25 protein-coding genes are annotated in these 21,428 nt (G+C 64.0%); 13 read left to right on the forward strand and 12 right to left on the reverse strand.

Annotated features, from left to right (window positions below):
• The first annotated feature begins 149 nt into the window (after nt 1–149).
• From VF769_RS05230 to VF769_RS05240, 3 genes are all read left to right on the forward strand, one after another.
• On the forward strand, nt 150–656 hold the full coding sequence (locus VF769_RS05230) for a YbjN domain-containing protein (protein WP_331007317.1): 507 nt from the start codon (nt 150–152) through the stop codon (nt 654–656).
• Entirely contained in the window at nt 653–1,474 is an 822-nt protein-coding gene (gene proC, locus VF769_RS05235) for a pyrroline-5-carboxylate reductase (RefSeq protein ID WP_331007318.1), read from the forward strand. The genes VF769_RS05230 and proC overlap by 4 nt, the downstream gene beginning before the upstream one ends.
• A gap of 111 nt (nt 1,475–1,585) precedes the next feature.
• Nucleotides 1,586–2,194, forward strand: coding sequence for a hypothetical protein (locus VF769_RS05240; RefSeq protein ID WP_331007319.1), 609 nt, complete (start codon nt 1,586–1,588; stop codon nt 2,192–2,194).
• On the opposite strand, the gene VF769_RS05245 is transcribed toward VF769_RS05240, so the two are convergent.
• A complete protein-coding gene (locus VF769_RS05245) occupies nt 2,191–2,508 on the reverse strand; it encodes a hypothetical protein (protein WP_331007320.1) in 318 nt (105 codons plus the stop codon). The genes VF769_RS05240 and VF769_RS05245 overlap by 4 nt on opposite strands.
• A gap of 98 nt (nt 2,509–2,606) precedes the next feature.
• On the opposite strand from VF769_RS05245, the gene VF769_RS05250 reads away from it, so the two are divergent.
• Nucleotides 2,607–2,954, forward strand: a complete 348-nt coding sequence (locus tag VF769_RS05250; protein ID WP_331007321.1) for a cupin domain-containing protein — start codon at nt 2,607–2,609, stop codon at nt 2,952–2,954.
• 104 nt (nt 2,955–3,058) lie between these two features.
• Entirely contained in the window at nt 3,059–3,277 is a 219-nt protein-coding gene (locus tag VF769_RS05255; RefSeq protein WP_331007322.1) for a hypothetical protein, read from the forward strand.
• On the opposite strand, the gene VF769_RS05260 is transcribed toward VF769_RS05255, so the two are convergent.
• Entirely contained in the window at nt 3,274–3,945 is a 672-nt protein-coding gene (locus VF769_RS05260) for a dihydrofolate reductase family protein (RefSeq protein WP_331007323.1), read from the reverse strand. The genes VF769_RS05255 and VF769_RS05260 overlap by 4 nt on opposite strands.
• A 114-nt stretch (nt 3,946–4,059) precedes the next feature.
• Here VF769_RS05260 and VF769_RS05265 point away from each other — a divergent pair, with 114 nt between their 5' ends.
• On the forward strand, nt 4,060–5,145 hold the full coding sequence (locus tag VF769_RS05265; RefSeq protein ID WP_349258098.1) for an NADH:flavin oxidoreductase: 1,086 nt from the start codon (nt 4,060–4,062) through the stop codon (nt 5,143–5,145).
• Here the strand turns inward: VF769_RS05265 and VF769_RS05270 are convergent.
• The 3 genes from VF769_RS05270 to VF769_RS05280 all read right to left on the reverse strand — a co-directional run bounded on the left by VF769_RS05270 (nt 5,142) and on the right by VF769_RS05280 (nt 8,691).
• Entirely contained in the window at nt 5,142–6,506 is a 1,365-nt protein-coding gene (locus tag VF769_RS05270; protein ID WP_331007325.1) for an Hsp70 family protein, read from the reverse strand. The two genes, VF769_RS05265 and VF769_RS05270, sit on opposite strands and share 4 nt — an antisense overlap.
• A 134-nt stretch (nt 6,507–6,640) precedes the next feature.
• Nucleotides 6,641–7,984 carry an ATP-binding protein gene (locus tag VF769_RS05275; RefSeq protein WP_331007326.1) on the reverse strand — a complete coding sequence of 448 codons (1,344 nt, stop codon included), beginning with the start codon at nt 7,982–7,984 and terminating at the stop codon, nt 6,641–6,643.
• Nucleotides 7,984–8,691 carry a response regulator gene (locus VF769_RS05280; protein WP_331007327.1) on the reverse strand — a complete coding sequence of 236 codons (708 nt, stop codon included), beginning with the start codon at nt 8,689–8,691 and terminating at the stop codon, nt 7,984–7,986. The genes VF769_RS05275 and VF769_RS05280 overlap by 1 nt, the downstream gene beginning before the upstream one ends.
• Before the next feature lie 177 nt (nt 8,692–8,868).
• Between VF769_RS05280 and VF769_RS05285 the strand changes: the two genes are divergently transcribed.
• Nucleotides 8,869–9,744 carry a branched-chain amino acid aminotransferase gene (locus tag VF769_RS05285; RefSeq protein ID WP_331007328.1) on the forward strand — a complete coding sequence of 292 codons (876 nt, stop codon included), beginning with the start codon at nt 8,869–8,871 and terminating at the stop codon, nt 9,742–9,744.
• A gap of 191 nt (nt 9,745–9,935) precedes the next feature.
• Nucleotides 9,936–10,586 carry a hypothetical protein gene (locus VF769_RS05290; RefSeq protein WP_331007329.1) on the forward strand — a complete coding sequence of 217 codons (651 nt, stop codon included), beginning with the start codon at nt 9,936–9,938 and terminating at the stop codon, nt 10,584–10,586.
• 174 nt (nt 10,587–10,760) lie between these two features.
• Here the strand turns inward: VF769_RS05290 and VF769_RS05295 are convergent, their stop codons facing one another.
• From VF769_RS05295 to apaG, 4 genes are all read right to left on the reverse strand, one after another.
• Complete coding sequence (locus VF769_RS05295) at nt 10,761–11,465, reverse strand: DUF4336 domain-containing protein (protein WP_331007330.1); 705 nt, start codon at nt 11,463–11,465, stop codon at nt 10,761–10,763.
• Nucleotides 11,466–11,542: 77 nt separating this feature from the next.
• Nucleotides 11,543–11,836, reverse strand: a complete 294-nt coding sequence (locus VF769_RS05300; protein ID WP_331007331.1) for a putative quinol monooxygenase — start codon at nt 11,834–11,836, stop codon at nt 11,543–11,545.
• Between the two features lie 32 nt (nt 11,837–11,868).
• The gene (locus VF769_RS05305; protein WP_331007332.1) at nt 11,869–12,420 is read right to left on the reverse strand and encodes a cupin domain-containing protein; all 552 of its coding nucleotides are present in this window, start codon (nt 12,418–12,420) and stop codon (nt 11,869–11,871) included.
• A gap of 1 nt (nt 12,421) precedes the next feature.
• Nucleotides 12,422–12,817, reverse strand: coding sequence for a Co2+/Mg2+ efflux protein ApaG (apaG, locus tag VF769_RS05310; protein WP_331007333.1), 396 nt, complete (start codon nt 12,815–12,817; stop codon nt 12,422–12,424).
• A gap of 81 nt (nt 12,818–12,898) precedes the next feature.
• Here apaG and VF769_RS05315 point away from each other — a divergent pair, with 81 nt between their 5' ends.
• The 4 genes from VF769_RS05315 (at nt 12,899) to VF769_RS05330 (ending at nt 16,224) form a co-directional block, all read left to right on the forward strand.
• Nucleotides 12,899–13,915: a 2'-deoxycytidine 5'-triphosphate deaminase gene (locus tag VF769_RS05315; protein ID WP_414731767.1), complete on the forward strand. Its 1,017-nt coding sequence runs from the start codon at nt 12,899–12,901 to the stop codon at nt 13,913–13,915.
• Between the two features lie 274 nt (nt 13,916–14,189).
• Nucleotides 14,190–15,098: a hypothetical protein gene (locus tag VF769_RS05320; protein ID WP_331007335.1), complete on the forward strand. Its 909-nt coding sequence runs from the start codon at nt 14,190–14,192 to the stop codon at nt 15,096–15,098.
• Nucleotides 15,095–15,310 carry a helix-turn-helix transcriptional regulator gene (locus tag VF769_RS05325; protein ID WP_331007336.1) on the forward strand — a complete coding sequence of 72 codons (216 nt, stop codon included), beginning with the start codon at nt 15,095–15,097 and terminating at the stop codon, nt 15,308–15,310. The genes VF769_RS05320 and VF769_RS05325 overlap by 4 nt, the downstream gene beginning before the upstream one ends.
• Before the next feature lie 32 nt (nt 15,311–15,342).
• Nucleotides 15,343–16,224 carry a TraB/GumN family protein gene (locus tag VF769_RS05330; protein WP_331007337.1) on the forward strand — a complete coding sequence of 294 codons (882 nt, stop codon included), beginning with the start codon at nt 15,343–15,345 and terminating at the stop codon, nt 16,222–16,224.
• Nucleotides 16,225–16,277: 53 nt separating this feature from the next.
• On the opposite strand, the gene VF769_RS05335 is transcribed toward VF769_RS05330, so the two are convergent.
• The 3 genes from VF769_RS05335 to VF769_RS05345 are packed head-to-tail and all read right to left on the reverse strand — an operon-like array spanning nt 16,278 to nt 20,275.
• Nucleotides 16,278–18,092: an alpha/beta fold hydrolase gene (locus tag VF769_RS05335; RefSeq protein WP_331007338.1), complete on the reverse strand. Its 1,815-nt coding sequence runs from the start codon at nt 18,090–18,092 to the stop codon at nt 16,278–16,280.
• 45 nt (nt 18,093–18,137) lie between these two features.
• Nucleotides 18,138–19,556 (reverse strand): ATP-binding protein, encoded by a 1,419-nt coding sequence (locus tag VF769_RS05340; RefSeq protein WP_331007339.1) that lies wholly within the window; start codon nt 19,554–19,556, stop codon nt 18,138–18,140.
• Nucleotides 19,553–20,275 carry a response regulator gene (locus VF769_RS05345; protein WP_331007340.1) on the reverse strand — a complete coding sequence of 241 codons (723 nt, stop codon included), beginning with the start codon at nt 20,273–20,275 and terminating at the stop codon, nt 19,553–19,555. The genes VF769_RS05340 and VF769_RS05345 overlap by 4 nt, the downstream gene beginning before the upstream one ends.
• A 174-nt stretch (nt 20,276–20,449) precedes the next feature.
• Between VF769_RS05345 and VF769_RS05350 the strand changes: the two genes are divergently transcribed.
• Entirely contained in the window at nt 20,450–20,941 is a 492-nt protein-coding gene (locus tag VF769_RS05350; RefSeq protein WP_331007341.1) for a hypothetical protein, read from the forward strand.
• The last annotated feature ends 487 nt before the right edge of the window (nt 20,942–21,428 follow it).

Genomic DNA, 21,428 nt, shown 5'->3' on the forward strand with positions numbered 1-21,428 from the left:
AAACTGCCCCGGTAATATCCAGGTAACTTCCCAAGCGCTTACCTTGTTGTACGGGGCTCGATTCGACGCGTCGGCTTAAGGCGCGCGGCCAAGGCGAAGAGACCATTTGTGCCGCCGGGGGCGGCTCTGAGCTCGCGAAGGGGACGCTCATGGATCTCTATCTCGACGACGAAGTCGTAAGCACCGGCGATCCGTTGGAAACGGTGGAAGCCGTCATTGGCTGCGACGATCGCTTCTCTTGCGAGCGCGCGGAGGACGGGGACGTCCACTTCTCCTTTAAATGTTCGTCTGGTGAAACGGTCGGCTACTTCAGCATGCGCCATGAGCTTCCGGCGCTACTGTTCACGCTGGGTTTCGACATTCAGGCGCCTGTGTCGCGCCGCGCGGAAGCGGTGCGGCTCGCCGGCCTGATCAACGAAAATCTCTGGCTCGGCCATTTCGACGTCTGGTCGGACGATGGCACGATCATTTTCCGGCACGCGATGCCGATGATCGGTCGGGAAGAGATTTCGGTCGGCGAAGTGCAGGCCATGCTGGCCGCGGCGATGGATGCGGCCGAGCGGTTTCAGCCGGCATTCCATTTTCTGATCATGGGCGGTATGTCCGCCGAAGACGCGTCCGCCGCGTCATTGTTTGAGACGCTAGGAGAAGCGTGAGCGCACTCGAAGCCCCGTCCATTGCCCTCGTTGGCGCTGGCGCCATGGGGGGCGCTTTGGTGCGGGGCTGGATCGAAGCTGTGCGCAAAGGCGGAGGGCTTTCGCTCACCGTCGTGGAGCCGAACTTCGATCCTGCGCTTGAGCGCGAACTTGAAGCGGTCGGCGCGGTCGTAAATCCGAGTGCGGGCGGGCCGGTCGACGTCTTGGTGCTGGCCGTCAAGCCGCAGGCCTTCGTCACGGTCGCCGCCGAAGCGAAGCGCTTTGTCGGCGAGCAGACTCGAATTCTCTCGGTCATGGCGGGCGTGCCGATGGAAGCGCTGGCGCGGGAATTGGGCGGGCAACGGGTGATCCGGGCCATGCCCAACATGCCTGCCAAGATCGGACGCGGGGTGACAGCCTATGTCGCGTCGCCCGCTTGTGCGCCCGAAGATCGTCAACTCATCGAGCAATTGCTGGAGCCGTTGGGGACGGTGGAGCCGATCGCGGCCGAACGATTGATGGACGTGGTCACGGCAGTGTCAGGGTCCGGGCCCGCCTATGTATTCTTGCTCGCTGAAGTGCTGGCGGCGGCGGCCGAGCAGGAGGGGCTGGATCGTGAGACGGCGATGCGGCTGGCGAGCGCGACTGTGGCGGGCGCCGGTGCGCTAATGCTGGAGACGGGCGAACCGCCGGGAGCGTTGCGCAAGCAAGTGACCTCGCCTGGCGGGACCACGGAAGCGGCGCTCGACGTGCTGGGCGCCGGAGACGGACTTGGGCCGCTTTTGCGCCGGGCCGTGAGCGCGGCGGCACAACGGTCGCGCGATTTGGGCAAGCGCTAATTCGTCCTGGCCTCGTGATAGACCTCTTTGCCGCGCCCGGTCCCTTAATCCCTTGACGCAGGCTCCGCTGCTGGCCTTGATCGCGCGAGTTTTCATCGCACGTAGGACCTCATGGCGCACCTCGACTCCTCAATTCGCCGCGACTTGGCGCGGGCCGCATTGTCGCTGGCCGGCAGCGTGCCGTGGCGCGAGGTGACGCTCATCCGTCTGGCCGACGCGGCGGCGCGACCGGTCTCGGATTTTTACGGGGCGACGCTTTGGGAAGCGGTGGATTGTGTGGAGGAGGCGTTCGACCGCGCGATTGCCGACGATCTCAACCAACTTGACCCCAACCAAAGTGTGCGGGACCGGCTCTTCGAACTGATCATGCGCCGCTTCGAAGCCATGGAGCCACATCGTGCGGCGGTGCTGGCGATGGAACACGGTGTCGACCGCGATCCAACTTTGATGGCCGCCGCGCACCAGCGGCACGTCCGCTGCGCGCGCTGGGTGCTGGCGATCGCAGGCATGGAGGCGGACGGCATGACCGGCCAAGCGCGCGCGCAGGGCCTCGGTGTGATTATCGGCCAGGCGCGGGCGGCTTGGCGCGGCGACAGCGCCGGCGATTTCGCCAAGACGATGGCCTCGCTCGACAAGAACCTTCGCCGCGCCGAGGAAATGTTCGGCCGTTGGGCGGGCTTCGAGGCAAAGCCCAAGCCGGACGACGCAGCTGGAAGCTAGAGGCCGCGCGCCTGAAGACGGTCGCCAATGGCTTGGACTTCGGCGCCGCGTGTTTGCATCTCCGTGCCGCACCGCACCAACTCGGCGTTGAGGTGCTCGTTTGTGAAGGCGGGCGAAAGGTTTGCGATCCGCGTTTCAAGGTCGAGGTCCGGCGCCCCGCCATCCACCCGGCCAAGCCAATACAGGAAAGAGGCAATGCCCGCTTGCGACTGCTCGGGCACGCTCGAATTCATGAGGTGCAGCGAGGCGACGAGGCAGGATAGGTCCGCCTCAGTGCTGTCTACGGTCTCCGTGGCGTGTGAAACACCAAGCATCGCGCATGACGCCATGAGCGCCAAGATTGCCTGTCGCACTCCCATAATGACTCCGATGACTTGGACGAGTGTCGCGCCTGTGCAACGCTAAGTCCTCGATGCCTAAGCTCTATCATCTCGATGAGACCGCACCAGCGGAATCTGGTCCGATCTCGCCCGATCGGCTCGTCGAAGGTGCGCCGATCGAAACGACGGCGCTTGAATACGAACGCGACGGCAAGGTGTTCGTCGGCGTGTGGAGCGCCACGGTCGGAGCGTGGCGGGTGCGCTATGACGAGTGGGAGTTCTGCCATATGCTGGAAGGCGTATGCGAAATCGTTTCCGATGAGGACGGTGAGACGAAGCGCTTTAGCTCAGGCGACTCCTTTGTGATCGAGCCGGGCTTCGTCGGCGTGTGGCGTGTCATCGTGCCGATGAAGAAGCGTTTCATCATACGCTACGATTGACTGTAGTTCATGTGTAGTTCGGGCTCGCGTAAACCTTTTGGCAAGCGCTTGTTTACTGTTCGCGCGTCATGATTGACGCACGTTAAACACAACGAGCGCCGACCATGATTGCTCATCTGTTCGACACCGCCGAGCTGAAGCACAACGTCCGCAGCGCTTTCGACAGGCAATGGCGCATGTGCGCGGGCCTCGTGTTCATGGCGCTAGCGATGTTCGCGATCCAGTACGACGAAGTGATTGCGCCGGAGGTCAACCGCTTCTCGGAGGGCTGGTCCACCGCCGCCACCGACTTCTCGCGTAAGCTCGCGAGCTTCACACTCTAACCTTCACGCTTCATCCGCTCCTGGCGCGCGCGTTCGGCGACGCTGGGTTCAGGGAGCGCGTAATCGCCAGTCTCGACCGCGCCGGTGCGCGCATACCGCGCGATTGTCACGCCCTTCGGCGTCACGCCATGGCTGAGCAGTCTGAAGCCAAGGGGCTTTGCGCCTCCGCCGAAGAGTCTCTTGCCGCGGCCGAGCACGATCGGGAACGTGATCGCATGAATCTCGTCGATCAGATCGTGGGCGAGCAGGGTTTGGATGAGGTCGCCGGAGCCTTGCGTGACGAGGTTGGGGCCATCTTCCTGCTTGAGCTTGGCCACGTCGGCTGCCGCATCGCGCAAAACAACGGTGCCCTTCCAGCTCGTGTCGACATCACCCGAGCGGGTGGCCACGAATTTCGTGATCCGGTTAAACTGGACGGCGATGCCATCGTCTGGGCCGCCTTCGGCGTAGGGCCAATGCGCGGCGAAAATCTCGTAGGTCTTGCGGCCGAGGAGCAGATCGTACGGGTCGCGGAACCAGAGATCGATCTCGGCGCCTAGGGCTTCGTCCATGTGTGGAACCACCCAGCCGCCATGCTCGAACCCGCGCGTAGGATCCTCGGTCGGGCCGCCTGGCGCCTGCATCACGCCATCCAAAGTCAGGAAGGCGCCGGTGATAATTTTCCGCATTTGGATCTCCTCTGTTTGTCCCAAGGACGGAGCGGGTCCGCGCAATCCTACATCCAAAGTGATGCCCTAGCGGCGCCTTGGCGGCGGCGTCGCCCCATGTCTAAGTTTCCGCCCATGGCCAATTTGTTCGAACCACTCCCCCTGAAATCCAGCGCAACGCTGAAGAACCGCTTCGTGCTCGCGCCTCTGACCAATCTGCAAAGCGGCGCTGACGGCGTGCTGAGCGACGACGAATACAAGTGGTTGACCAAACGCGCCGAAGGCGGGTTTGGGCTCACCATGACGTGCGCGGCCTCGATCCTGCCGGCGGGACTTGGATTCCCGGGCCAACTCGGCGCGCATGACGACAAGCACATCGCCGGACTGACGCGTCTCGCCGCTGGGCTGAAGGCGCACGGCACGCACGCGGTGGTGCAGCTTCAGCACTCGGGCATGCGGGCGATGGCCAACGTGATTGGTCACGCGCCGCTTTGTCCCTCCGACAATGAAGAGTTCAAAGCGCGGGCGATGACGCTCGATGAAGTCTATGAGGCGCGTGACGCCTTCATCGCAGCGGCGCGGCGTGCGGAGCAAGCGGGCTTCGACGGTGTCGAGCTCCACGGCGCGCATGGCTATTTGATCTGTCAGTTCCTTAGCGGCGGCATCAACAAGCGCACGGATCAATATGGCGGCTCGGCGGAGAACCGTGCGCGCCTTCTGCACGAGATCATCGATGGTGTGCGCGCGGCGACCAAGCCAGGCTTCTCGCTGGGCGTGCGACTCTCGCCAGAGCGGTTCGACATGGACATCGCCGAGATTCGTGATCTGGCGCAGCTTCTGTTGCGCGAGGAAAAGATTGATTACCTGGATATGTCGCTTTGGGATGTGTTCAAGGAGCCGCTGGACGAACGCTTCAAAGGGCAGACCCTGCTGCAAGTGTTCGCGAACCTTGAGCGCAAAAATGTCCGTTTGGGCGCCGCAGGCAAGATCATGACTGGCGAACAATGCGCGCGCTGCATGGACGAGGGGCTGGATTTCGTCGTCATTGGGCGCGGCGCCATCCTGCACCATGATTTCCCGAACCGCGTCGCCGCCGACCCGAGCTTCAAGCCGATCGCGACGCCAGTGACGGCGGATTACCTTCGCAGCGAGGCGCTGGGCGAGGTGTTCGTCAACTACATGCGCACCTGGAAGGGCTTCGTCGCGGAGGACGCTGCTTAGCGCGCCGGCATCATTTCCACGAGCGCGCCGCCGACGGACATCGCAATTTGCGGGAAGATGTCGCGCAACGATGGGTCCACGCTGTTGTAGAGCGGGTTCGCTGGCGAAAGCGGACCGAAGCGCACCTGGATGTTGTGCGGGCGCACCTGGGCGGCGCTCTTCACCAGATCAGGCATGAACGGCAGGTTTGATCCGCCGCCCGCCAACACGACGTCCACCGCGGTCGCGCCGACGGCTTCGGCGCGCTGCAGCACGACGTTGAGGCTCGCGGCCATCGTGTTGCGCAATGCGGTCAGGTAGGTGCGGAAGTTCTGGTCTTCCATCAGCTCATTGATGCGAATGGTGGTGGCCATCCAGCCGCTGGTCTTTAGCGAGGTCTTGCCGGTGGTGAAGAGCTCTTTCTTCATGTCGCGCGCCGAAAGGCGGGCGGTGCGCAGCAGCCGCAACTCGTCTTCGCGGCTCTTCTCACCGCCGCGCTTGCGCAGATACAGTTCGATCAGAATGCGGTCGATCTCGTCGCCGGCGAGCGCACTGCACTGGCGCGCCTCCTTGATCTCTGTAAGCGCCGGCGGCTCAGTGCTTTCGTCGAAATCGAATGCGGCGAAGTCGACGGTGCCCGCGCCCATATCGAAGACGAGCACGAAGCGTGTCGGCGCGCTTGTGAAGGCAAGCGCCGTGGCGGCTGCGGCGTGCGGCTCGAAGATGCCGGTCTCGAGCATGCCATTACCCGGCTGGAGGCGCGCCTTGTCGAGGGCGTCCTTGCTTTGGGCGATGGAGATGCCTTCCTGCGCGTGAAAGAGCTTGCCGAGCTTTTGCGACACGGCCGCGGCTTCATTGAAAATCGCCTCGAAGGTCTTGTCGGCGCCGCTACCGGGCTTCCATACGGGGCTGGTATAGCGGCGCTTGGCGTTGACGACAGCGTTCGGGATGTTCGGCGCCAGTTCGATCGCTTCACGGATCAGCTGGTCCAGATAGGCGAGATAAAGCACGAGCGCGTCACGATTGATGAATGTGCCGGTCGGGTCCATCGACGGGCGCAGCTTTTGTGCGAGCGCTTGATCGACATTGGTGGCGCCGAGCACGGTCTTAAATGAAAGCAACGGGTCGCGTTGAGTTTCGACGCCGCGGCGTGCGTGATCGAGGGCGGCGGGGCCAAAGAACAAGCGGCCGCCATCGACATAGATCACGGACGGGGTCAGCAAAGGATGCTCACCGCGCGCAATGGCGCCGATTGGCAGCGGCTTTACGCCGACTTCGAGCGGCAGCATCGGGTCAAGGCAGATCGAGGCCTTAGACAGGGCCGTGCCGAAGTCGATGCAGATGCGAGCCCGCTCGTAACGGGCGCTTTCGCCTTCATCCATGGTTTCGCAGCTCAAACGTGAAGCGGGAAATGGCCCGGCCCAGCGGGCGCGACTTTATTAGATCGTGAAGACTTTGGAAGCGCCGCGACGCAGAGCAGGCGCCGCGCTGTGAATACTCACAACTTATCCACAGCTTAGGCCGGCCTGGGCAGGCGCAGCGTGGCGCGCAATCCGCCAAGCGGACTCTGGCTGAGCAAGATGTCGCCGCCGTGCGAGCGGGCGACGTCGCGTGCGATGGCGAGGCCAAGGCCTACGCCCTTTTGGTTACGCGAGCGGGTCTCATCAAGCCGCGAGAATGGACGGAAGGCTTCTTCGTAAAGATCTTCAGGAATGCCGGGGCCGTTGTCATCAACGGAGGCCGTCACGAAATTGTCCTCGCCCTTGATCGTGACCTGGACTCTGTCGCCGTGCGCGGCGGCGTTGTCGATCAGATTGGCGAGACAGCGTTTCAGCGCGCGGGCGCGACCAGGGGTTTCAACCGCGCCCGAGGTTTCGAGCGTGACCTGGGCGCCGTGACGACTGGCGTCGGCGGCGATCTCTTGCGCGATACTGGCGAGATTGACCTGTTCAGGGGCCTCTTCGGCGAGACCGCGCGCGAAGGCTAGATATTCATCCAACGTCTCTTCCATGTCCGCGAGGTCGCGTTTGGCGTCTTCGATTTCCGCCGAAGGCGGCATCAGCGCGAGTTGCAGCTTGAGGCGCGTGAGCGGCGTGCGCAGATCATGGCTTACGCCCGCCAGCAATTGCGATCGCTGCTCGATGTGCTTGCGGATGCGCTGGCGCATGTCGAAGAAGGCATGCGTCGCGCCGCGCACTTCACGGGCGCCGCGCACGCGGAAGAAGCCGGTGTCTTCGCCGCGGCCGAATTGCTCCATCGCCGCGGCGAGCTGTTCGATCGGCCGCACCTGATTGCGGATAAAGAGTACGGAAACGACGATCAGGAAGATCGTCGCGCCCGAAATCCAGGCCACGAAGAGCGGACCAGAGCGCGCCTGCACGCGGTCGCGGAAGGCGCGCAGTTCGAGCACGCCGCCTTCGCTGGGCACGCGGATAATCACCTGATTGCCGGGGCAGGTTGAATCGTACCAGACCTCGCGGCCGATCGAATCTTCAAGATCTCGGGTGAGGTAGCGGTCGAGCGGCGAGCCGCTGCGCGTGCAGCGCGCGATGTCGACGGGTGCATCGGGAAGAAATGCGATCTCAAGCCGCAGCGGGCGGCGTGCGAGTTGTTCAAGGTCGGCGAAATTCTCGGGCGTCGGATCGCGCTCGTAGAGCTGGATGATGAGGGCGATGTCCGCGGCCACGCCTTGGCTCATGCGTTTGGACGTGGCTTGCCAGTGATCATCAAGGAAGACGAGCGTGATGATGAGCTGCAGCAATGCCGCGGGCGCCACGATGATCAGCAGCGTGCGCCAATAGAGTCCCTTCGGCAGGATGTCGCGAAAGCGGAAGCGCGGCGGCGGCGTGGGCGCGTTCATCAATCGACCGCCAGCCGATAGCCGACGCCGCGCACGGTTTGCAGATATATCGGCGCGCGCGGATCAACTTCGGTCTTCTTGCGCAGGCGGGTAATTTGGACGTCGACCGAGCGTTCCAGGCCTTGGCCTGTGCGTTTAGCGAGATCTTCGCGGCTGACGACTTCGCCGGGGCGCGCCGCCAGCACGCGCAGCATCGCGACTTCGGCCTCGGTCAGGCGAATGGGCGCGCCTTCGCGCTGAAGCTCGCCGCGCCCGGCATTGAAGGTGAAGGGGCCGAAGCTGACGAGTTCGGGCGTCTCGCCGCGCGCCGTGACGGTGCGGCGAAGGATGGCGTTGATACGCAGTGTGAGTTCGGCCGGCTCGAAAGGCTTTGGCACGTAATCATCAGCGCCGATTGAAAGGCCGCGAATGCGGTCCTCAGCGAGACCGCGTGCGGTGAGCAGAATGATCGGCACTTTGGAGTTCTTGCGTACGCTCTCGGCCAGCGAAAAACCGTCTTCGATTGGCATCATCACGTCGAGGATGAGCAAGTCGAAATCCATCGAGGAGAGCAGGCGCCGGGCGGCGGCTGCGTCAGCGGCGGCGGAGACGCGCGCCCCGGCCTGAGTTAGATATCGCTTGAGCAGATCGCGAATGCGGTCGTCGTCATCCACCAGCAAGAGGTGGGGCGGGCGGTCGAGCGCATCGAAGGCGGGGGCGGCGCTCATGCGCGCTCCGCCGATTTGCGGGGCATGCATTGGCCCTTCGAGGTCATATGCGGGGTGATTTGTTGCAAGTTTGCTTGCCGGTTGTTGACAGGCATGTCGCGGATCACCCAATAGAGAGAAAACCATCCCCGTTCCGGGGCGGCGTTCGTAACGCCGAGTATAGCAGAGGACAAGATCATGGCCGCAGCGCCTTTCCACGACCGCGACGGTTGGGTGTGGATGGACGGGGAATTCGTGCCCCAGCGCGAGGCTAAGGTCCACGTGCTCACGCACGCCATGCACTACGCCTCCTGCGTGTTCGAGGGCGAGCGCGCGTATGACGGCGAGATTTTTCGCAGCCGCGATCACAGCGAGCGCTTGCATAAGTCGGCGAAGATCCTCGGCTTCCAGGTGCCGTACGCGGTCGATGAGATCGAGCGCGCCAAGCAAGAACTGCTCAACAAGATGGGCTTCAGTGACGCCTATGTGCGTGTGCTGGCGTGGCGCGGCTCGGAGCAGCTGGGCGTGTCGGCCAAGTCCAATACGATCCACGCCGCGGTCGCGACCTGGCAATGGGGCGATTATTTCGCCGACAAGATGGCGGGCATTCGTCTGACGATCGCACCGTGGCGCCGGCCGGCCCCGGACACCGCGCCGTGCAATTCGAAGGCAGCTGGGCTCTACATGATCTGCACGCTTTCCAAGCATGCGGCGGAGGATGCGGGCTTCAACGATGCGCTGATGTTCGATTGGCGCGGCCAGATCGCGGAAGCGACGGGCGCGAACATCTTCTTCGTGCGCGATGGCGTGATCCATACGCCGACGCCAGATTGCTTCTTGAACGGCTTCACGCGTCAGACTGTGATCAAGCTGGCGCGCGAGAAGGGCATTGAAGTCGTCGAGCGGGCGATCTTCCCGAACGAATTGGCGACGTTCTCCGAGGCGTTCCTGACGGGCTCGGCTGCTGAAGTGACGCCGATCCGCGAGATCGCCGGCATGCCATTCAAGCCGGGCAAGATCAGTGAAGAGCTGGTGCATGGCTATTCGGCGCTGACGCGTCGCAAGAACGCCTGAGCTTGTGCTCCCCCGTTTACGGGGGAGCTGTCGCGTAAGCGACTGAGGGGGCGATGCAGCGCACGCGTCTGCTGGAACTTCCCCCTCCGCTTCGCTGCGCTCAGCACCTCCCCCGTAAACGGGGAAGTGTTCGGAACTAAACCTTGGCGCGTCACGTTACCGGTCGAGCAATTTCGACCGGAGGGACGTCCATGGTCGCGTACCGATTTGATCCTGATTACACCGTGTCGGGGCGCCATTACGCGCATCCGCTGATTCAATGGTCTACCATTCTCGCAGGCGCGGTCGCCGCGATCGCGGTGGGCTTTTTGTTGAACGTGCTTGGCCTCGCCATCGGCGCATCGGCGTTCAATCCCTATGAGATCAACGCGCAGGACGAGACGATTTCGATCGGCGGCGGCTTGTACGTGATGTTCGCGCAGCTGGTCGCGTTTCAGATTGGCGCTTACATCGCCGCGCGCGGTTCGCGGTTTCCGGATCATTTTGGCGGTTTGCTGACGGGCTTCATGGTGTGGGCGTTTGCTGTGGCGGTTGCGGTTTCGCTGGCGACGTTTGCGGCGGGCCAAGCCGCCAGCGGCGATGCGCTGCCCTCGGGCGTGGCCGAGACGATCGGCGAATTGAGCGACGCGACCGACGGTCAAGGCGCTAATGCAAGCGATTTGGCGACGGCGGAAGATACAGCCGACGCCTTGGCGGCGCTCTCGTGGTGGACAGTCGGCGCATTGAGCTTGGGCCTTGCCGGTTCGATCGCTGGCGGCTGGCTCGGTTCGCATCATCCGAAATGGGAAGCGCGCCCGCGGCTTGACGACACCCTGCCGTATCAAACCGCGCCGAAGATCTGAGGAGAGCCCGTCATGGAAGAACTTGGCAAAGGCTGCCTTCTCTGGGTCATCGGCATTCCATTACCCATCATCATTCTGCTGTTCCTGTTTGGCGTACTGAACTGAGCGCAAGAGCCCTTTTCTCGAAAGAGAGAGGGCCGACACCCCGCTGCTGCGCGCGGCGGCGGTCCGGGCTTAGGCCTTATCGCGTATGAGCCAGTGGAAGGCGCGGGTGATGAAGGCGGCGCCGTTTTGGGTGATGGGCGTGCCGTGCGCCATCAGCACTTTTTCGATTGGCCAGGCTTGGATGCGAGCGAGGCTTTCGCGCGCGGCGCGGCGATTGGTGAAGGCGAGGCGGAATTTTTGCGGGACTTGCGCTTGCGTACCGATCATGCGGTCGAAGCGCGCGACGAGGCTGCGCCAACCTTTGAACCAATCGGCCGGGAAATTTTGCAGCAGGTCGGCGAAGAGCACTGTGCCGCTGGCGCGATGGAAGAAGATGGCTTCGGTGGCGATGGCGTTGCCGTGCATAAGCGCCTGATCGATTTGCCCTCGCCAGCCGGACGGCGGCGCATCCGTGAGATCGGCATCGAAGGCAATGTGTTTGGCGCGCGTGCGTGAGCCGGGCGCGGCGTAGAGCGTCGCGTTGGGATAGGCGGCGCGCCAAGCGGGGAGTGCGACATAGTGCAAACAGGTTGGCGTCACGACAAAACGCACTTCACCGAGCACGTCGATTGCGGCGCGCAGTTCGGGTGTGAGCGCGATGGGTGACCAGAGGAACAGCGCGCCGTCCTCCAGACGCATGATCGCCATGCGCGTGGGATAGGCAAAGCCCGCGCTCTCCACGACGGGGCCATCCGCAATCCAAATGTCTTTGCCGAAGGGTTCGAGCGAGGGCACGTGAGCGGTCTCCACTCGGCGCGACGCAACGTTTCCCTCCGCTAGCGCTTGGGCGCCAGCGGAGGCCTTGATGCGGCTTACGGGGCTAGCGCCGCGAATTTTTCCAGAACGGGGCGTTCCGCGAGGCAGGGTTGGAGTTTTGGACCGGCTTCGCGAAACCAGGCGGAGGCCATGTGCGCGTCGAGCGTGGCTTGGTCCTGGTAGAGTTCCATGACGATGTATTTCGTCGGGTCCTTTTCTGCGCGGCAGAATTGATAGACTTTGACGCCGGGCTCATTGGCGCGCGTGGCGTTGACCAGCGCCAGCATCGCTTCCTCGAACGCGGCGGCGCTCTCCGGTTTCACTTTCATGGTGGCGACAACACCGATCATTGGTTTCCTCCGTGTGGGTTTGTTGTGCGGGGTTATGCGAGTTCGCGGTCGATCAGGACGGCGAGCAAGAGGGCTGGGCCGTCGTGCGCTGTCCAGGCGTGGCTGGTGCCGCGTTGGATGACGATCTGGCCTGGCTTCAGCCGTGTTTCGCTGTCGTCGAGGATGAGCGAGGCGTCGCCGCTGATCAGGCAGATGATGTCGAGCGAATCTGTCTGGTGCATCGCCGGGTGACGGTTCTGGTCGCGCAGATGATCGGCGGCGCCGAATTGGGTGAAGCGTTCGCGCGCGGCGGCCTTGATCAATTCTGGCGGCGCGCCGGGCGGCGTGGGCTCGATCACGAACCAGCGCACTTTCACTTTGCCTTGAGCAGGCGAAAGGATGGGCGTTGTCTCGCCGCGATCGTGCGTGTCCCTTGGATTGAGCTTTTCAGCGAGCGCTTCGTGCCAGATTTCGTAGAGGCCGCCTAAGCCCGGTGCGCCGATTTCGCTGGAGGGCGGACCGTCGACGATGACGAGCGAGCGGCCATTGGCGCCGTCGCCGGTGATCACACGGCGCATGGCTTCCTCGAAGGCGGGATGGCTCATGTCAGTTCACCATTTTTGCATTGTGTGGAGAATCGAGCGCGAAGAGCGGCACGGCTATGTCGAAGGCTTCGTTGTCGCCAAGGCGCACCATGGAATAGGCGCCCATCATGACGCCAGAGGGCGCGGCGAGCGGGGCAGCACTTGTGTAGCGGAAGCGTTCGCCGGGGCGCAGCGTTGGCTGTTTGCCGACAACGCCTTCGCCACGCACCTCCTGCGTGTGGCCGTTTTCGTCGGTGATGCGCCAGAAGCGCGAGATGAGCTTTACGGTAGCTTGGGAGCGGTTCTCGATCTCGATCGTATAGGCCCAGACATAGCGGTTCTCGTCCGGCTTTGATTCGTCGGCGAGGAATTGCGGCTCAACCCGCACCATGAGGCCCGAAGTTTCTTGTTCGTACATGGGGCTGTTCTAGCGGAGCCTGCGGCGCTGGACAAAGGGCGCGGCGCGGGCCAGCTAGGGCGTCCCTTGCGGCAATTGAGGATTATTGTGGCCAATACGCACGGCGTTCTTTCCGATAGCGAGATCAAGAAGGCGATCGGCCAGGGCTGGATCGCGGCGGACGCGCCGTTTCTGGACGATCAGGTCCAGCCGGCCAGTATTGATCTGCGTTTGGGCGAATCCGCCTATCGGCTGCGCGCGAGCTTCCTCCCGGGCGCCGGCGCCAAGGTGCAGGACCGGCTCGACGACGAGCTCGTTATGCACAAGATCGATCTGACGCAAGGCGCGGTGTTGGAGACGGGCTGCGTCTATCTTGTACAAGTTCAAGAAGAATTGGCGCTGCCGGCGCATATTCATGGCGCGGCCAATCCGAAGAGTTCGACGGGGCGGGTCGATGTGTTCACGCGCCTGATCACCGATGGCGCGCAATCGTTCGATCATATCCCGATGGGGTATCACGGGCCGATGTGGGCGGAGATTTCGCCGTGCACGTTCTCGGTTTTGGTGCGCACCGGCACGCGTTTGAGCCAGGTGCGCTTACGGCGCGGGCCCGCGCACCCCAAGCGTGAGATCAATTTCAGCATGGATCTGGCGCTGAACGGGCCGGTTGGGTTTCGCGCCAAGCCGCATTCGGGCGTGATCGATGTGGATCGCGTCGGCCGCTACGACCCGCGTGATTTCTGGGAGCCTATCGAGGCGCGTAAGGGCCGCGTCGTGCTCGATCCTGGGCAATTCTACATTTTCGCATCGAAGGAAAACGTGCTGATCCCGCCGGACGAAGCCGCTGAGATGGCGCCGATCCGCCCGGAGCTGGGCGAGTTTCGCGCGCATTATGCGGGCTTCTTCGATCCCGGCTTTGGCGTGGCGCCCAATGAGGGGCGGGCGGTGCTGGAAGTGCGATCGCGCGATGTGCCGTTCATTGTCGAAGACGGCCAACCGGTGGGGAAGCTGGTGTTTGAGCCGCTCTCGGGGCCGGTGGAGCGGCTCTATGGCGAGGCGGGCTCGAATTATCAGGGCCAGGGGCTGAAGCTCTCCAAGCATTTCGCGCCGTGGCGCTGAGCCAAAAACGTAAAACAGATCAGCCATTTAGACAAAATTATGCGTCTTTTAGGAAAAGAGGCGCGTCTTTTTGGAAAAGACGCTTGACATTTTGTGGCTGGCTGTGACAAATACCCTTGTCACTTTGACAAAGAGGTTTGCCATGAAAGTCCAATTCGCCGCCAAGTTCGTCAACTTGGTCATCGCCGCCGCGCTGTTTGCGCCCGTCGCATTCACGGTGCTGCAGCAAGCGGCGCTGGTGCTCGCTTAAGGCCGCGTGGTTCGGAGAAAGCTGATGAACTCGTCCACCCAAATCGCGCCGCGCCAGAATACGTACGGCGTCGTCACGCTCGGCGTGTTGGCCGTGGCCGTCGTGGCCACTGGCGTACCAGACGCGGAGACCGCGGCCTGGCTCACCGAGCGCGGCGTTCCCGCCGCGTTGTCGACGCCAGCGATGTACGTGTTGCCTGTCCTTGCAATTCTGGCGTCGTTGCTGGTGGCGCGTGCGCTGGGTCGGGGCCGCTCTCCCGTTGTGCGTTGGTCGCTCTACGCGGGGCTTGGCGCTGTTGGCGGCTTCGTGATGGGATTGTGCCTCGATCTTTTCGCCGCTGTGCCCAACATCATCGCCGCCATCACAGGCCCTCTGGCCGAACCCACTCTGCTTGACACTCTTCTTTGGGTTCTTGGCGGTTTGTGCGTCGTGCTTGGACTCATGGTCGGCGGCATCGCGCTGTTTGGGCAATCGGCAGTCACCGCGTTGCAGGTGGAAGAGGTCAGTGATCCGGAGTGCTTGGAAGTCCGACGCGCCGAGCGCGGAGTGTTCGCTTGGAGCGCCGTGGGCATGATAACTCTGGGCCTCGCATGCTGTGCGCTCGCGGTGACGCGCCAAGCTGACGAGACCGTTCGGCTTGCGCCAGCCATCGTCGGATGTGTCATGGCGATCGTCAGTGTCGTCGCGAGCTATGTCCTGTGGCGTGGGTTCGACGAAATGCAGCGCCGGCACGTTATCGACGGCTATGCCAGTTCAGCGATTGTCGCAACTCTTGGCGGCTTCGCTTGGGCCATTCTTGAGGGCCTGGGGCACGTAGAACCCATTTCGGCGACAGGTGTGTTTCTGGTTCTGATCTTCGTGCAGCTGCTGGTTACGTCCTACGTCACCTCATCTGTGATGGGGCAGATGTCGATGATCGGCAAGCCTGCATGAAAAATCGCCTGAGAGTGCTCCGCGCCGAGCGCGAATGGAGCCAGGCCGACCTCGCCGAAAGACTCGGCGCGTCACGCCAAACCATCAATGCGATCGAGACAGGCAGGTACGATCCGTCGCTGCCGCTGGCCTTCAAGATCGCGCGTCTGTTCGAGCTGCATATCGAGGACATTTTCATCGACGAAGATGGAATCTCCGAAGCCGCTCAATGATCCATCCAAGTTCAATGCAGAAAGAGGATACAATGTTCAAACAAGCCATTCTCGCCTTCGCCGCGTTCGTGGCGTTGTCCGGTGCGCCGGCCGACGCGCAGCAGCAGATCAATCCGCCGCTCTACGTGGTGCGCGACGCCGACAGCACGATGTATCTGTTCGGCACGGTGCACATTCGTCCGCGTGGCGCCGACTGGGGCAATGACCACGTGCGCGCCGCGATTAGTGAATCTCAAGAAGTCTGGACCGAAATCGAGATTTCGCCGGCGGCGGATGCGCGAGCGCAGCAATTGGCGATGCAATTGGGGGCAGCGGAGGGCCGGCCGCTTTCAAGCTGGCTCAGTGCGGAAGAAAACGCAGCGCTCGCGGCGGCGTTGACGCGGCTGGGCGTTCCGGCCGCGGCGCTGGAGGGGCAAGAGCCGTGGATTGCGGCGCTCACGCTCTCCATCGTGCCGATGCTGCAGGCGGGCTACGATCCCAATTCTGGCGTGGATCGCGCGGTCGACGCCTACGCCGAGGCTGGTGGCAAGACGATGCGCACGTTCGAGACCATCGAGCAGCAATTGGGCTTCTTCGATGGCATGGACGCGGAAGTGCAGCGTGAAATGCTGAGTGAGGCCATCGCGCAAGCGCCGGAGGTGCCCGCGATGATGGCGCAGCTGACGCGCGCCTGGGAAGGTGGCGACGAAGCGGCGCTGACCGCGCTTGTGATTGATGAAACGCGCCGGGAATACCCCGAACTCTATGATGCGATCTTCGTGCGACGTAACAATGCTTGGATGCAGGTGATCGCGAACGAATTGAATGGCGCGGGCGTCGACTTTGTCGCGGTGGGCGCCGGCCACCTGCTGGGTGCCGAAGGTCTCGTCGCGCAATTGCGTGCGCGCGGCTACACAGTCGAGCGCGTGAACTAGGGGACACACCGAGGCGGAAGGCGGGCGCGTGGAGCGATCCACGCGCCCTGCTGCTAACGGAGCGCCGCGATCACGGCTTCGGGGTGAGTCAGATGGAGGAAGCGGCCAGCGTCGGGCAGCGTCTCGAATCGGGCGCGGGGCAAGCGCGGGCGCCAATAGCTGAGCATATCCTCAGCATGATGAAGAGGGTCGTGGGCGCCGATCAGGACTGTCCAATTGCTGGCGTCGGCAAGGGCGGGCGCGTCGATGCCGTTGGCGTAGGCGCGCTGTTCGGAGATGAAACCAGAAAGCCGGCCAGTGGCGAAGAGCATGACGGCGCGGTGGTAGTCGGCAAGTTCACGCTCGTCTTCGAAGACCGCGAGATCCGGCGGACTGGAACGCATCGATGCCCGGAGCAGGTGCGTAACGCGCTTGGGCGTGGCTTGCGCGCTGATGATGCGCGCGAATTGTTCGACGAATTGCGGTCGGCGCCAGATCGCGTGCTTCGCGGCCCCCAGCACGCCTTCACGCTTGGATTGCGCGTCGATCGTGGTGTCAGGATTGAGCGCGACGACGCGTCCGCAGCTTCGCGGATAGAGATGCGCGAAGGCGAGCGCTGCGTGGGCGCCGCCGCGGGCCAGGACGTCGAGTTTGGCGATGCCGAGCATGTCGCACATGCGCGCCATGTCGTGGGCGGCGGCGCGGAATGGGTCGCTCTCGTCGGCATGTGTGTCGCTGAGCCCGAACCCTGGGCGGTCGATCGCCAGCGGGCGGAAGCCTTGTGCTTGCAGCGCGCGGACCAATTTGCGCGCCGGATGCCGTGTGGTGGCGCTCGAATGCACGATGAGCACGGGCTTGCCGTCCGGCGGACCAAAATCGCTGAGGGCAATGCGTCCCCCATCGCGGCGTGGAACCAGGCGCAATGGTTCGCCGTGCACGGCGTCGCTCCAGGCGATGTGCGCCGGAACTTGGGGCAACAGCGAGGCCGCGAAGGCCTCGGCGGCGACGCGGCTCACTTGGGGCGCCGATGAGACGCCGAGCGCAATGAAGACCCGCTCGAAGACATCCTTGGCGACCGAGTCGGAAAGGCCGGCCGCTGCGGCGGCCTCGCTGCGGGTGTGGCCTTCCGAGAGCAACATGGCGAGTTCGGCTTCGCGCGCCGTGAGGCCGAAAATGTCTCGCAGAGCTCGGGCGGCGCCGTCGCGATCCGAGGGCAAATAACCCGCTTGCTGCATGAGCAGCGACACGAGCTCGCTCTGTCGGGCTGCGCCTGTTTTGCGCAAGCAGGCGGCGATTGCATCGCGCGCGGATGCGTAAGAGACGCCGCACGCGCCGGCAGCGCGCGGCAACGTGCCATGACGCACGAGCGCGGCGGCGACCCGCGCCTCGCGTTCACTCATCCCATAGGCCCGCGCCGCGTCGAGCAGGATGTCGGCGTCGTGCGCGAGCGACAGCGCGACCACGACGATCTGGCCGGCTTCAAGTCTGCCGCGCTCGACAAAGGCTTCGCCGTCATGGGCGGGAAGGTAGACGAGCACGAGCGGCTGGCCGTTTGCGTCGATCGCTGCGGCGGAGCGGGCGACGCCGGATGTGCGTGTCGCGGCAGCCGCGGCGGGATCAATCGATTCAGGCGGGGCCCAGGCGGCGAAGCGCGCATCGCTCCAGAGGAGCGCGTCGTTCGCGCCCAGGATGGCAACCGCAAGCATCGCGCGCGAAAGCAGCGGCCACGGGGCGGTGTCGGCCACGGTTTGCGAGAGATCGTAACTTTCGGCCCGCTTGGGATCGGCAATCCACGCGTCCACGATAGCGTCGGGCGTGGGCGGCCGAGGGGGATCCTGGGTCGTCATGCCCTTTGCGATGCCATAGGCGCGCCGCCGTGTCAGCGTCATGCGCCTCGCTGCGGCGAAGTTCCCTCGGAACGGGCCGTCTGACGCCTAGGCAGGCAAGATCAGCTTGGCGCTGAGCCCGTGCGGGGTGCGGTTTTCCAGGGTGAGGCGTCCCCCATGCGCTTCGGCGATGGCCTGCGCGATGGCGAGCCCGAGGCCTGCGCCGTTGATCGTGCTCGAGCGCGCGGAATCGGCGCGGAAGAACGGCGCAGTGAGCTGTTGCAGAAGCTCGGGCGCGACACCGGGCCCGTCGTCGCTGACTTCGATAACGGCGTGGGCGCCATCGCGATAGACACGCATGAGGCCGCCGCCCCCATACTTCGCGGCGTTTTCCGCGAGGTTGCGCGCCGCGCGCGCGATTTCGCTCGGACGACACTCCACCATGAGCGCCGTGGGAGCATCGGCGCTGACGGCAATGCCAATATCTTGCAGCTCTCCGCAGAGCGTGCGCGCGATCTCGGCAAGATCAACGACGACCCGGGCTTCCTCGCTGGCGCCCGCGCGTGCGAGCGCAAGCGCTTGCTCAGTGAGGGTTTCCATCTCTTGGACAGAGGCAAGCAGGCGTTGGCGTTCGGCGTCATCCTCAATGAGTTCGGCGCGCAGGCGGATGGCGGTGATAGGCGTGCGCAGGTCGTGACTCAGCGCCCAAAGCATTTGGCGTTGCCGGTTGAGTTGGTGACCGAGACGTTCAGCCATCGTGTTGAAGGCGCTCGAGGCGCGGCGTACGTCATCGGGGCCGCTGACCGGCGCTGTGACGTTCGTCTGACCTGAGCCGAGTGCGCGGGCGGCTTCGGTGAGTTGCGCGAGGGGACGGCCGATCTGACGTGAGACGAGGGCCGCGCCCACGCCCACGACGATGACAGACACGATTGCGGCGGCGAGGACGCTGAGCGGCGCCGGGCGCGGTCCGGGCAGGTGCGCGCGGACATTCAGCCAAGAGCCCTCCGAGAGTTCAACGGAGAGCCGCACTTCCGTGGTCCGCACGCGGGGCGCGTCGTCTGGGGGCGGCGCGAAGCGACGATCCCGTTCAGCGGGCGCGCTCGGTGGCTGATCGAGTGGTGGTGGGCGGTCGTCCCGCATGCGAAAACGTCGCGACCTCGTCTCGACTGTGCGCGTTTGCGCCCACACCTGCGTATTGGGCAAGCGCTCCGCCACGCCGCGCGCGATGCGCGCGCCTGCGCCGCCGCCGATTCCATCGCTTACACGCGGTGTTTCGTCGATGTCGTAGCGAATGGCATAGTCGCGGACGGACTCGACCAGGGCTCGCCGATCAGCCGCGGTTGTGTCGCGCAGCCGCTCCGCTGTGAACGCCACCCGTTCGACGACGCTCTGTTCCGCTGCCCGCCGCAGCGCCGCGCCGCGTTCGTTGGCGTAGATCGCGAAGGCGATGCCGTAGGAGAGCAAGACCGCGCCGATCGTGACGAGCACCATGCGTCCGGTCAGGGTGTTGAACGGATTGAGTGTCACGATTTTTCGACCGGCGCGGTAAAGACGTAACCGCCGCCCCAGACGGTCTTGATAAGCTTCGGCGTGCGCGCGTCCGCTTCGATTTTGCGGCGCAGGCGCGAGACCTGCGTGTCGACGGCGCGGTCAAACACGTCTGTGCCACGATCGAAGGCGAGGTCGAGCAATTGGTCCCGGGTCAGGACGATCTTCGGGCGCTGCAGGAAGGTCAACAGGAGGCGATACTCGCCGGTGCTGAGCTCATGGGTATTGCCGTCGTCATCGACGAGCTCGCGCTCGGCGATCTTGAGTGTCCACCGATCGAAGCGGAGCGCTTCCCCTGTTGGCGCCTCGACGCTGGGCGGCAGGGCGTGCGTGCGGCGCAGAACAGCATCGATGCGCGCCATGAGCTCACGCGGGTTGAACGGCTTCACGACGTAATCGTCGGCGCCGACTTCGAGGCCGATAATGCGGTCGAGATCCTCGGCGCGCGCCGAAAGCAGGATCACCGGAATGTGATTGGTTTCGCGGATATGGCGACAGAGCGAGAGCCCGTCTTCGCCCGGCATCATGATGTCGAGAATGACGAGGTCGATGCGATTTTCCTTGATCGCCTTGCGCGCGGCTTCGGCGCTTTCGACGGCGGTCGCGCGGCGGCCGTTCTTCTTGAGGAATTGGGCAAGCGATTCGCGGATTTCGCGATGGTCGTCCACGACCAAAATATGCGGGTCCTCAAGCGTCATGCGTCTTGATGTGCGCCCGGATTTGTCAAAAATCTACCGAGAGGGGGCGCCGCATCTATGTCAAAGCTTGGCACAGGGGCTGGGCCGACACACATAGACAAGAAATCGGCGAAAGACGCCATATCGCCGCCTTGGTCGGTGGTGCAGATGCGGACGCCAAACTAGGGGACATGCATGCGTTTAAAAATATTGGCGTTGGCGGCGACGGCGGCCTTGACGGCTTGCGCAAGCGGCGGGCCGCGCGGCGGCGATAATCGCGAGCCGATCCGCGCGCTGATCTCGGCCGATGCGCTGATGTTTGTGGGCTTTGACACGGACGGCGACCTGCGCACCAGCGCCGCCGAAATCGAAGCGGGGATATCCCGTGAATTTGGGCGCGCCGACAGCAATGGCGACGGCGCCGTCGCACCGATCGAATTCCAGAATTGGTCGAACACGGCGCTGGGCGGCGGTCAGATCGGGCCTTACCGGCTCGATTTCGATCGCAATGTCGATAACACGATCACGCGCGAGGAATTCGAGGCCGAAATCCGCGGTCGTGTCAGTGATTATGATCGGGACGAAGACGGCGCGCTTTCGCGGGGCGAGTTCGTGCGGCTTATCGGGCAAGCACGGGCGCCGAGCGACCGTCCGCGTCCGACGTCGGCGATGCGGCCAGGCGGTTGACACGATTTGGCGCCAGTGCGGCGCGTTCGCGAAAAACCTTAAACCGGGGCCTGCGCTAGATTTCGCTCATTCAGGGCCGTTCGCCTCCCGCGGCGGCCTTGGCGACTGGAGGCGCCGCGCACCCTCCCCCAGAGCGGCGCCTATCAAGGTAGCGGCCGGTGCTATCCCCCCAGCACCGGCCGTTTTCTTTTGGCCGCCTGACAAACTTTGTCGCAGCCGCGACCAACCTTCGAAACAGCGGCGTTCTAAGCAGATGAGGAGAGGGAATGCTTGGCCTGCCTCCCCGGTCGGCCCAAAGGAGAAGTACCCATATGCGTAAAATCCTGTTCGCCGCCGCGGGTTTCGCGGCTCTGGCCGGCGCGGCTGGTCTGGCCATCGCGCAGGAAGGCGGGGCGCTGGCAGAGCGTCCGCGCGGTGTGTTCGCGTTCGACGCCAACACCGACGGGACACTGACCCGTCAGGAATTCAATGCAGGCCGCGCCGCGGA

It is taken from the genome of Vitreimonas sp., from assembly GCF_036392335.1.
Classification (GTDB): Bacteria; Pseudomonadota; Alphaproteobacteria; order Caulobacterales; family Aquidulcibacteraceae; genus Vitreimonas.

Coding starts and splice junctions, on each gene's coding strand:
- VF769_RS05230 (WP_331007317.1), top strand. CDS start 150: ATGGATCTCTATCTCGACGACGAAGTCGTAAGCACCGGCGATCCGTTG.
- VF769_RS05240 (WP_331007319.1), top strand. CDS start 1,586: ATGGCGCACCTCGACTCCTCAATTCGCCGCGACTTGGCGCGGGCCGCA.
- VF769_RS05245 (WP_331007320.1), bottom strand. CDS start 2,508: ATGCTTGGTGTTTCACACGCCACGGAGACCGTAGACAGCACTGAGGCG.
- VF769_RS05250 (WP_331007321.1), top strand. CDS start 2,607: ATGCCTAAGCTCTATCATCTCGATGAGACCGCACCAGCGGAATCTGGT.
- VF769_RS05255 (WP_331007322.1), top strand. CDS start 3,059: ATGATTGCTCATCTGTTCGACACCGCCGAGCTGAAGCACAACGTCCGC.
- VF769_RS05260 (WP_331007323.1), bottom strand. CDS start 3,945: ATGCGGAAAATTATCACCGGCGCCTTCCTGACTTTGGATGGCGTGATG.
- VF769_RS05265 (WP_349258098.1), top strand. CDS start 4,060: ATGGCCAATTTGTTCGAACCACTCCCCCTGAAATCCAGCGCAACGCTG.
- VF769_RS05270 (WP_331007325.1), bottom strand. CDS start 6,506: ATGGATGAAGGCGAAAGCGCCCGTTACGAGCGGGCTCGCATCTGCATC.
- VF769_RS05275 (WP_331007326.1), bottom strand. CDS start 7,984: ATGAACGCGCCCACGCCGCCGCCGCGCTTCCGCTTTCGCGACATCCTG.
- VF769_RS05280 (WP_331007327.1), bottom strand. CDS start 8,691: ATGAGCGCCGCCCCCGCCTTCGATGCGCTCGACCGCCCGCCCCACCTC.
- VF769_RS05285 (WP_331007328.1), top strand. CDS start 8,869: ATGGCCGCAGCGCCTTTCCACGACCGCGACGGTTGGGTGTGGATGGAC.
- VF769_RS05290 (WP_331007329.1), top strand. CDS start 9,936: ATGGTCGCGTACCGATTTGATCCTGATTACACCGTGTCGGGGCGCCAT.
- VF769_RS05300 (WP_331007331.1), bottom strand. CDS start 11,836: ATGATCGGTGTTGTCGCCACCATGAAAGTGAAACCGGAGAGCGCCGCC.
- VF769_RS05305 (WP_331007332.1), bottom strand. CDS start 12,420: ATGAGCCATCCCGCCTTCGAGGAAGCCATGCGCCGTGTGATCACCGGC.
- apaG (WP_331007333.1), bottom strand. CDS start 12,817: ATGTACGAACAAGAAACTTCGGGCCTCATGGTGCGGGTTGAGCCGCAA.
- VF769_RS05320 (WP_331007335.1), top strand. CDS start 14,190: ATGAACTCGTCCACCCAAATCGCGCCGCGCCAGAATACGTACGGCGTC.
- VF769_RS05325 (WP_331007336.1), top strand. CDS start 15,095: ATGAAAAATCGCCTGAGAGTGCTCCGCGCCGAGCGCGAATGGAGCCAG.
- VF769_RS05330 (WP_331007337.1), top strand. CDS start 15,343: ATGTTCAAACAAGCCATTCTCGCCTTCGCCGCGTTCGTGGCGTTGTCC.
- VF769_RS05335 (WP_331007338.1), bottom strand. CDS start 18,092: ATGACGCTGACACGGCGGCGCGCCTATGGCATCGCAAAGGGCATGACG.
- VF769_RS05345 (WP_331007340.1), bottom strand. CDS start 20,275: ATGACGCTTGAGGACCCGCATATTTTGGTCGTGGACGACCATCGCGAA.
- VF769_RS05350 (WP_331007341.1), top strand. CDS start 20,450: ATGCGTTTAAAAATATTGGCGTTGGCGGCGACGGCGGCCTTGACGGCT.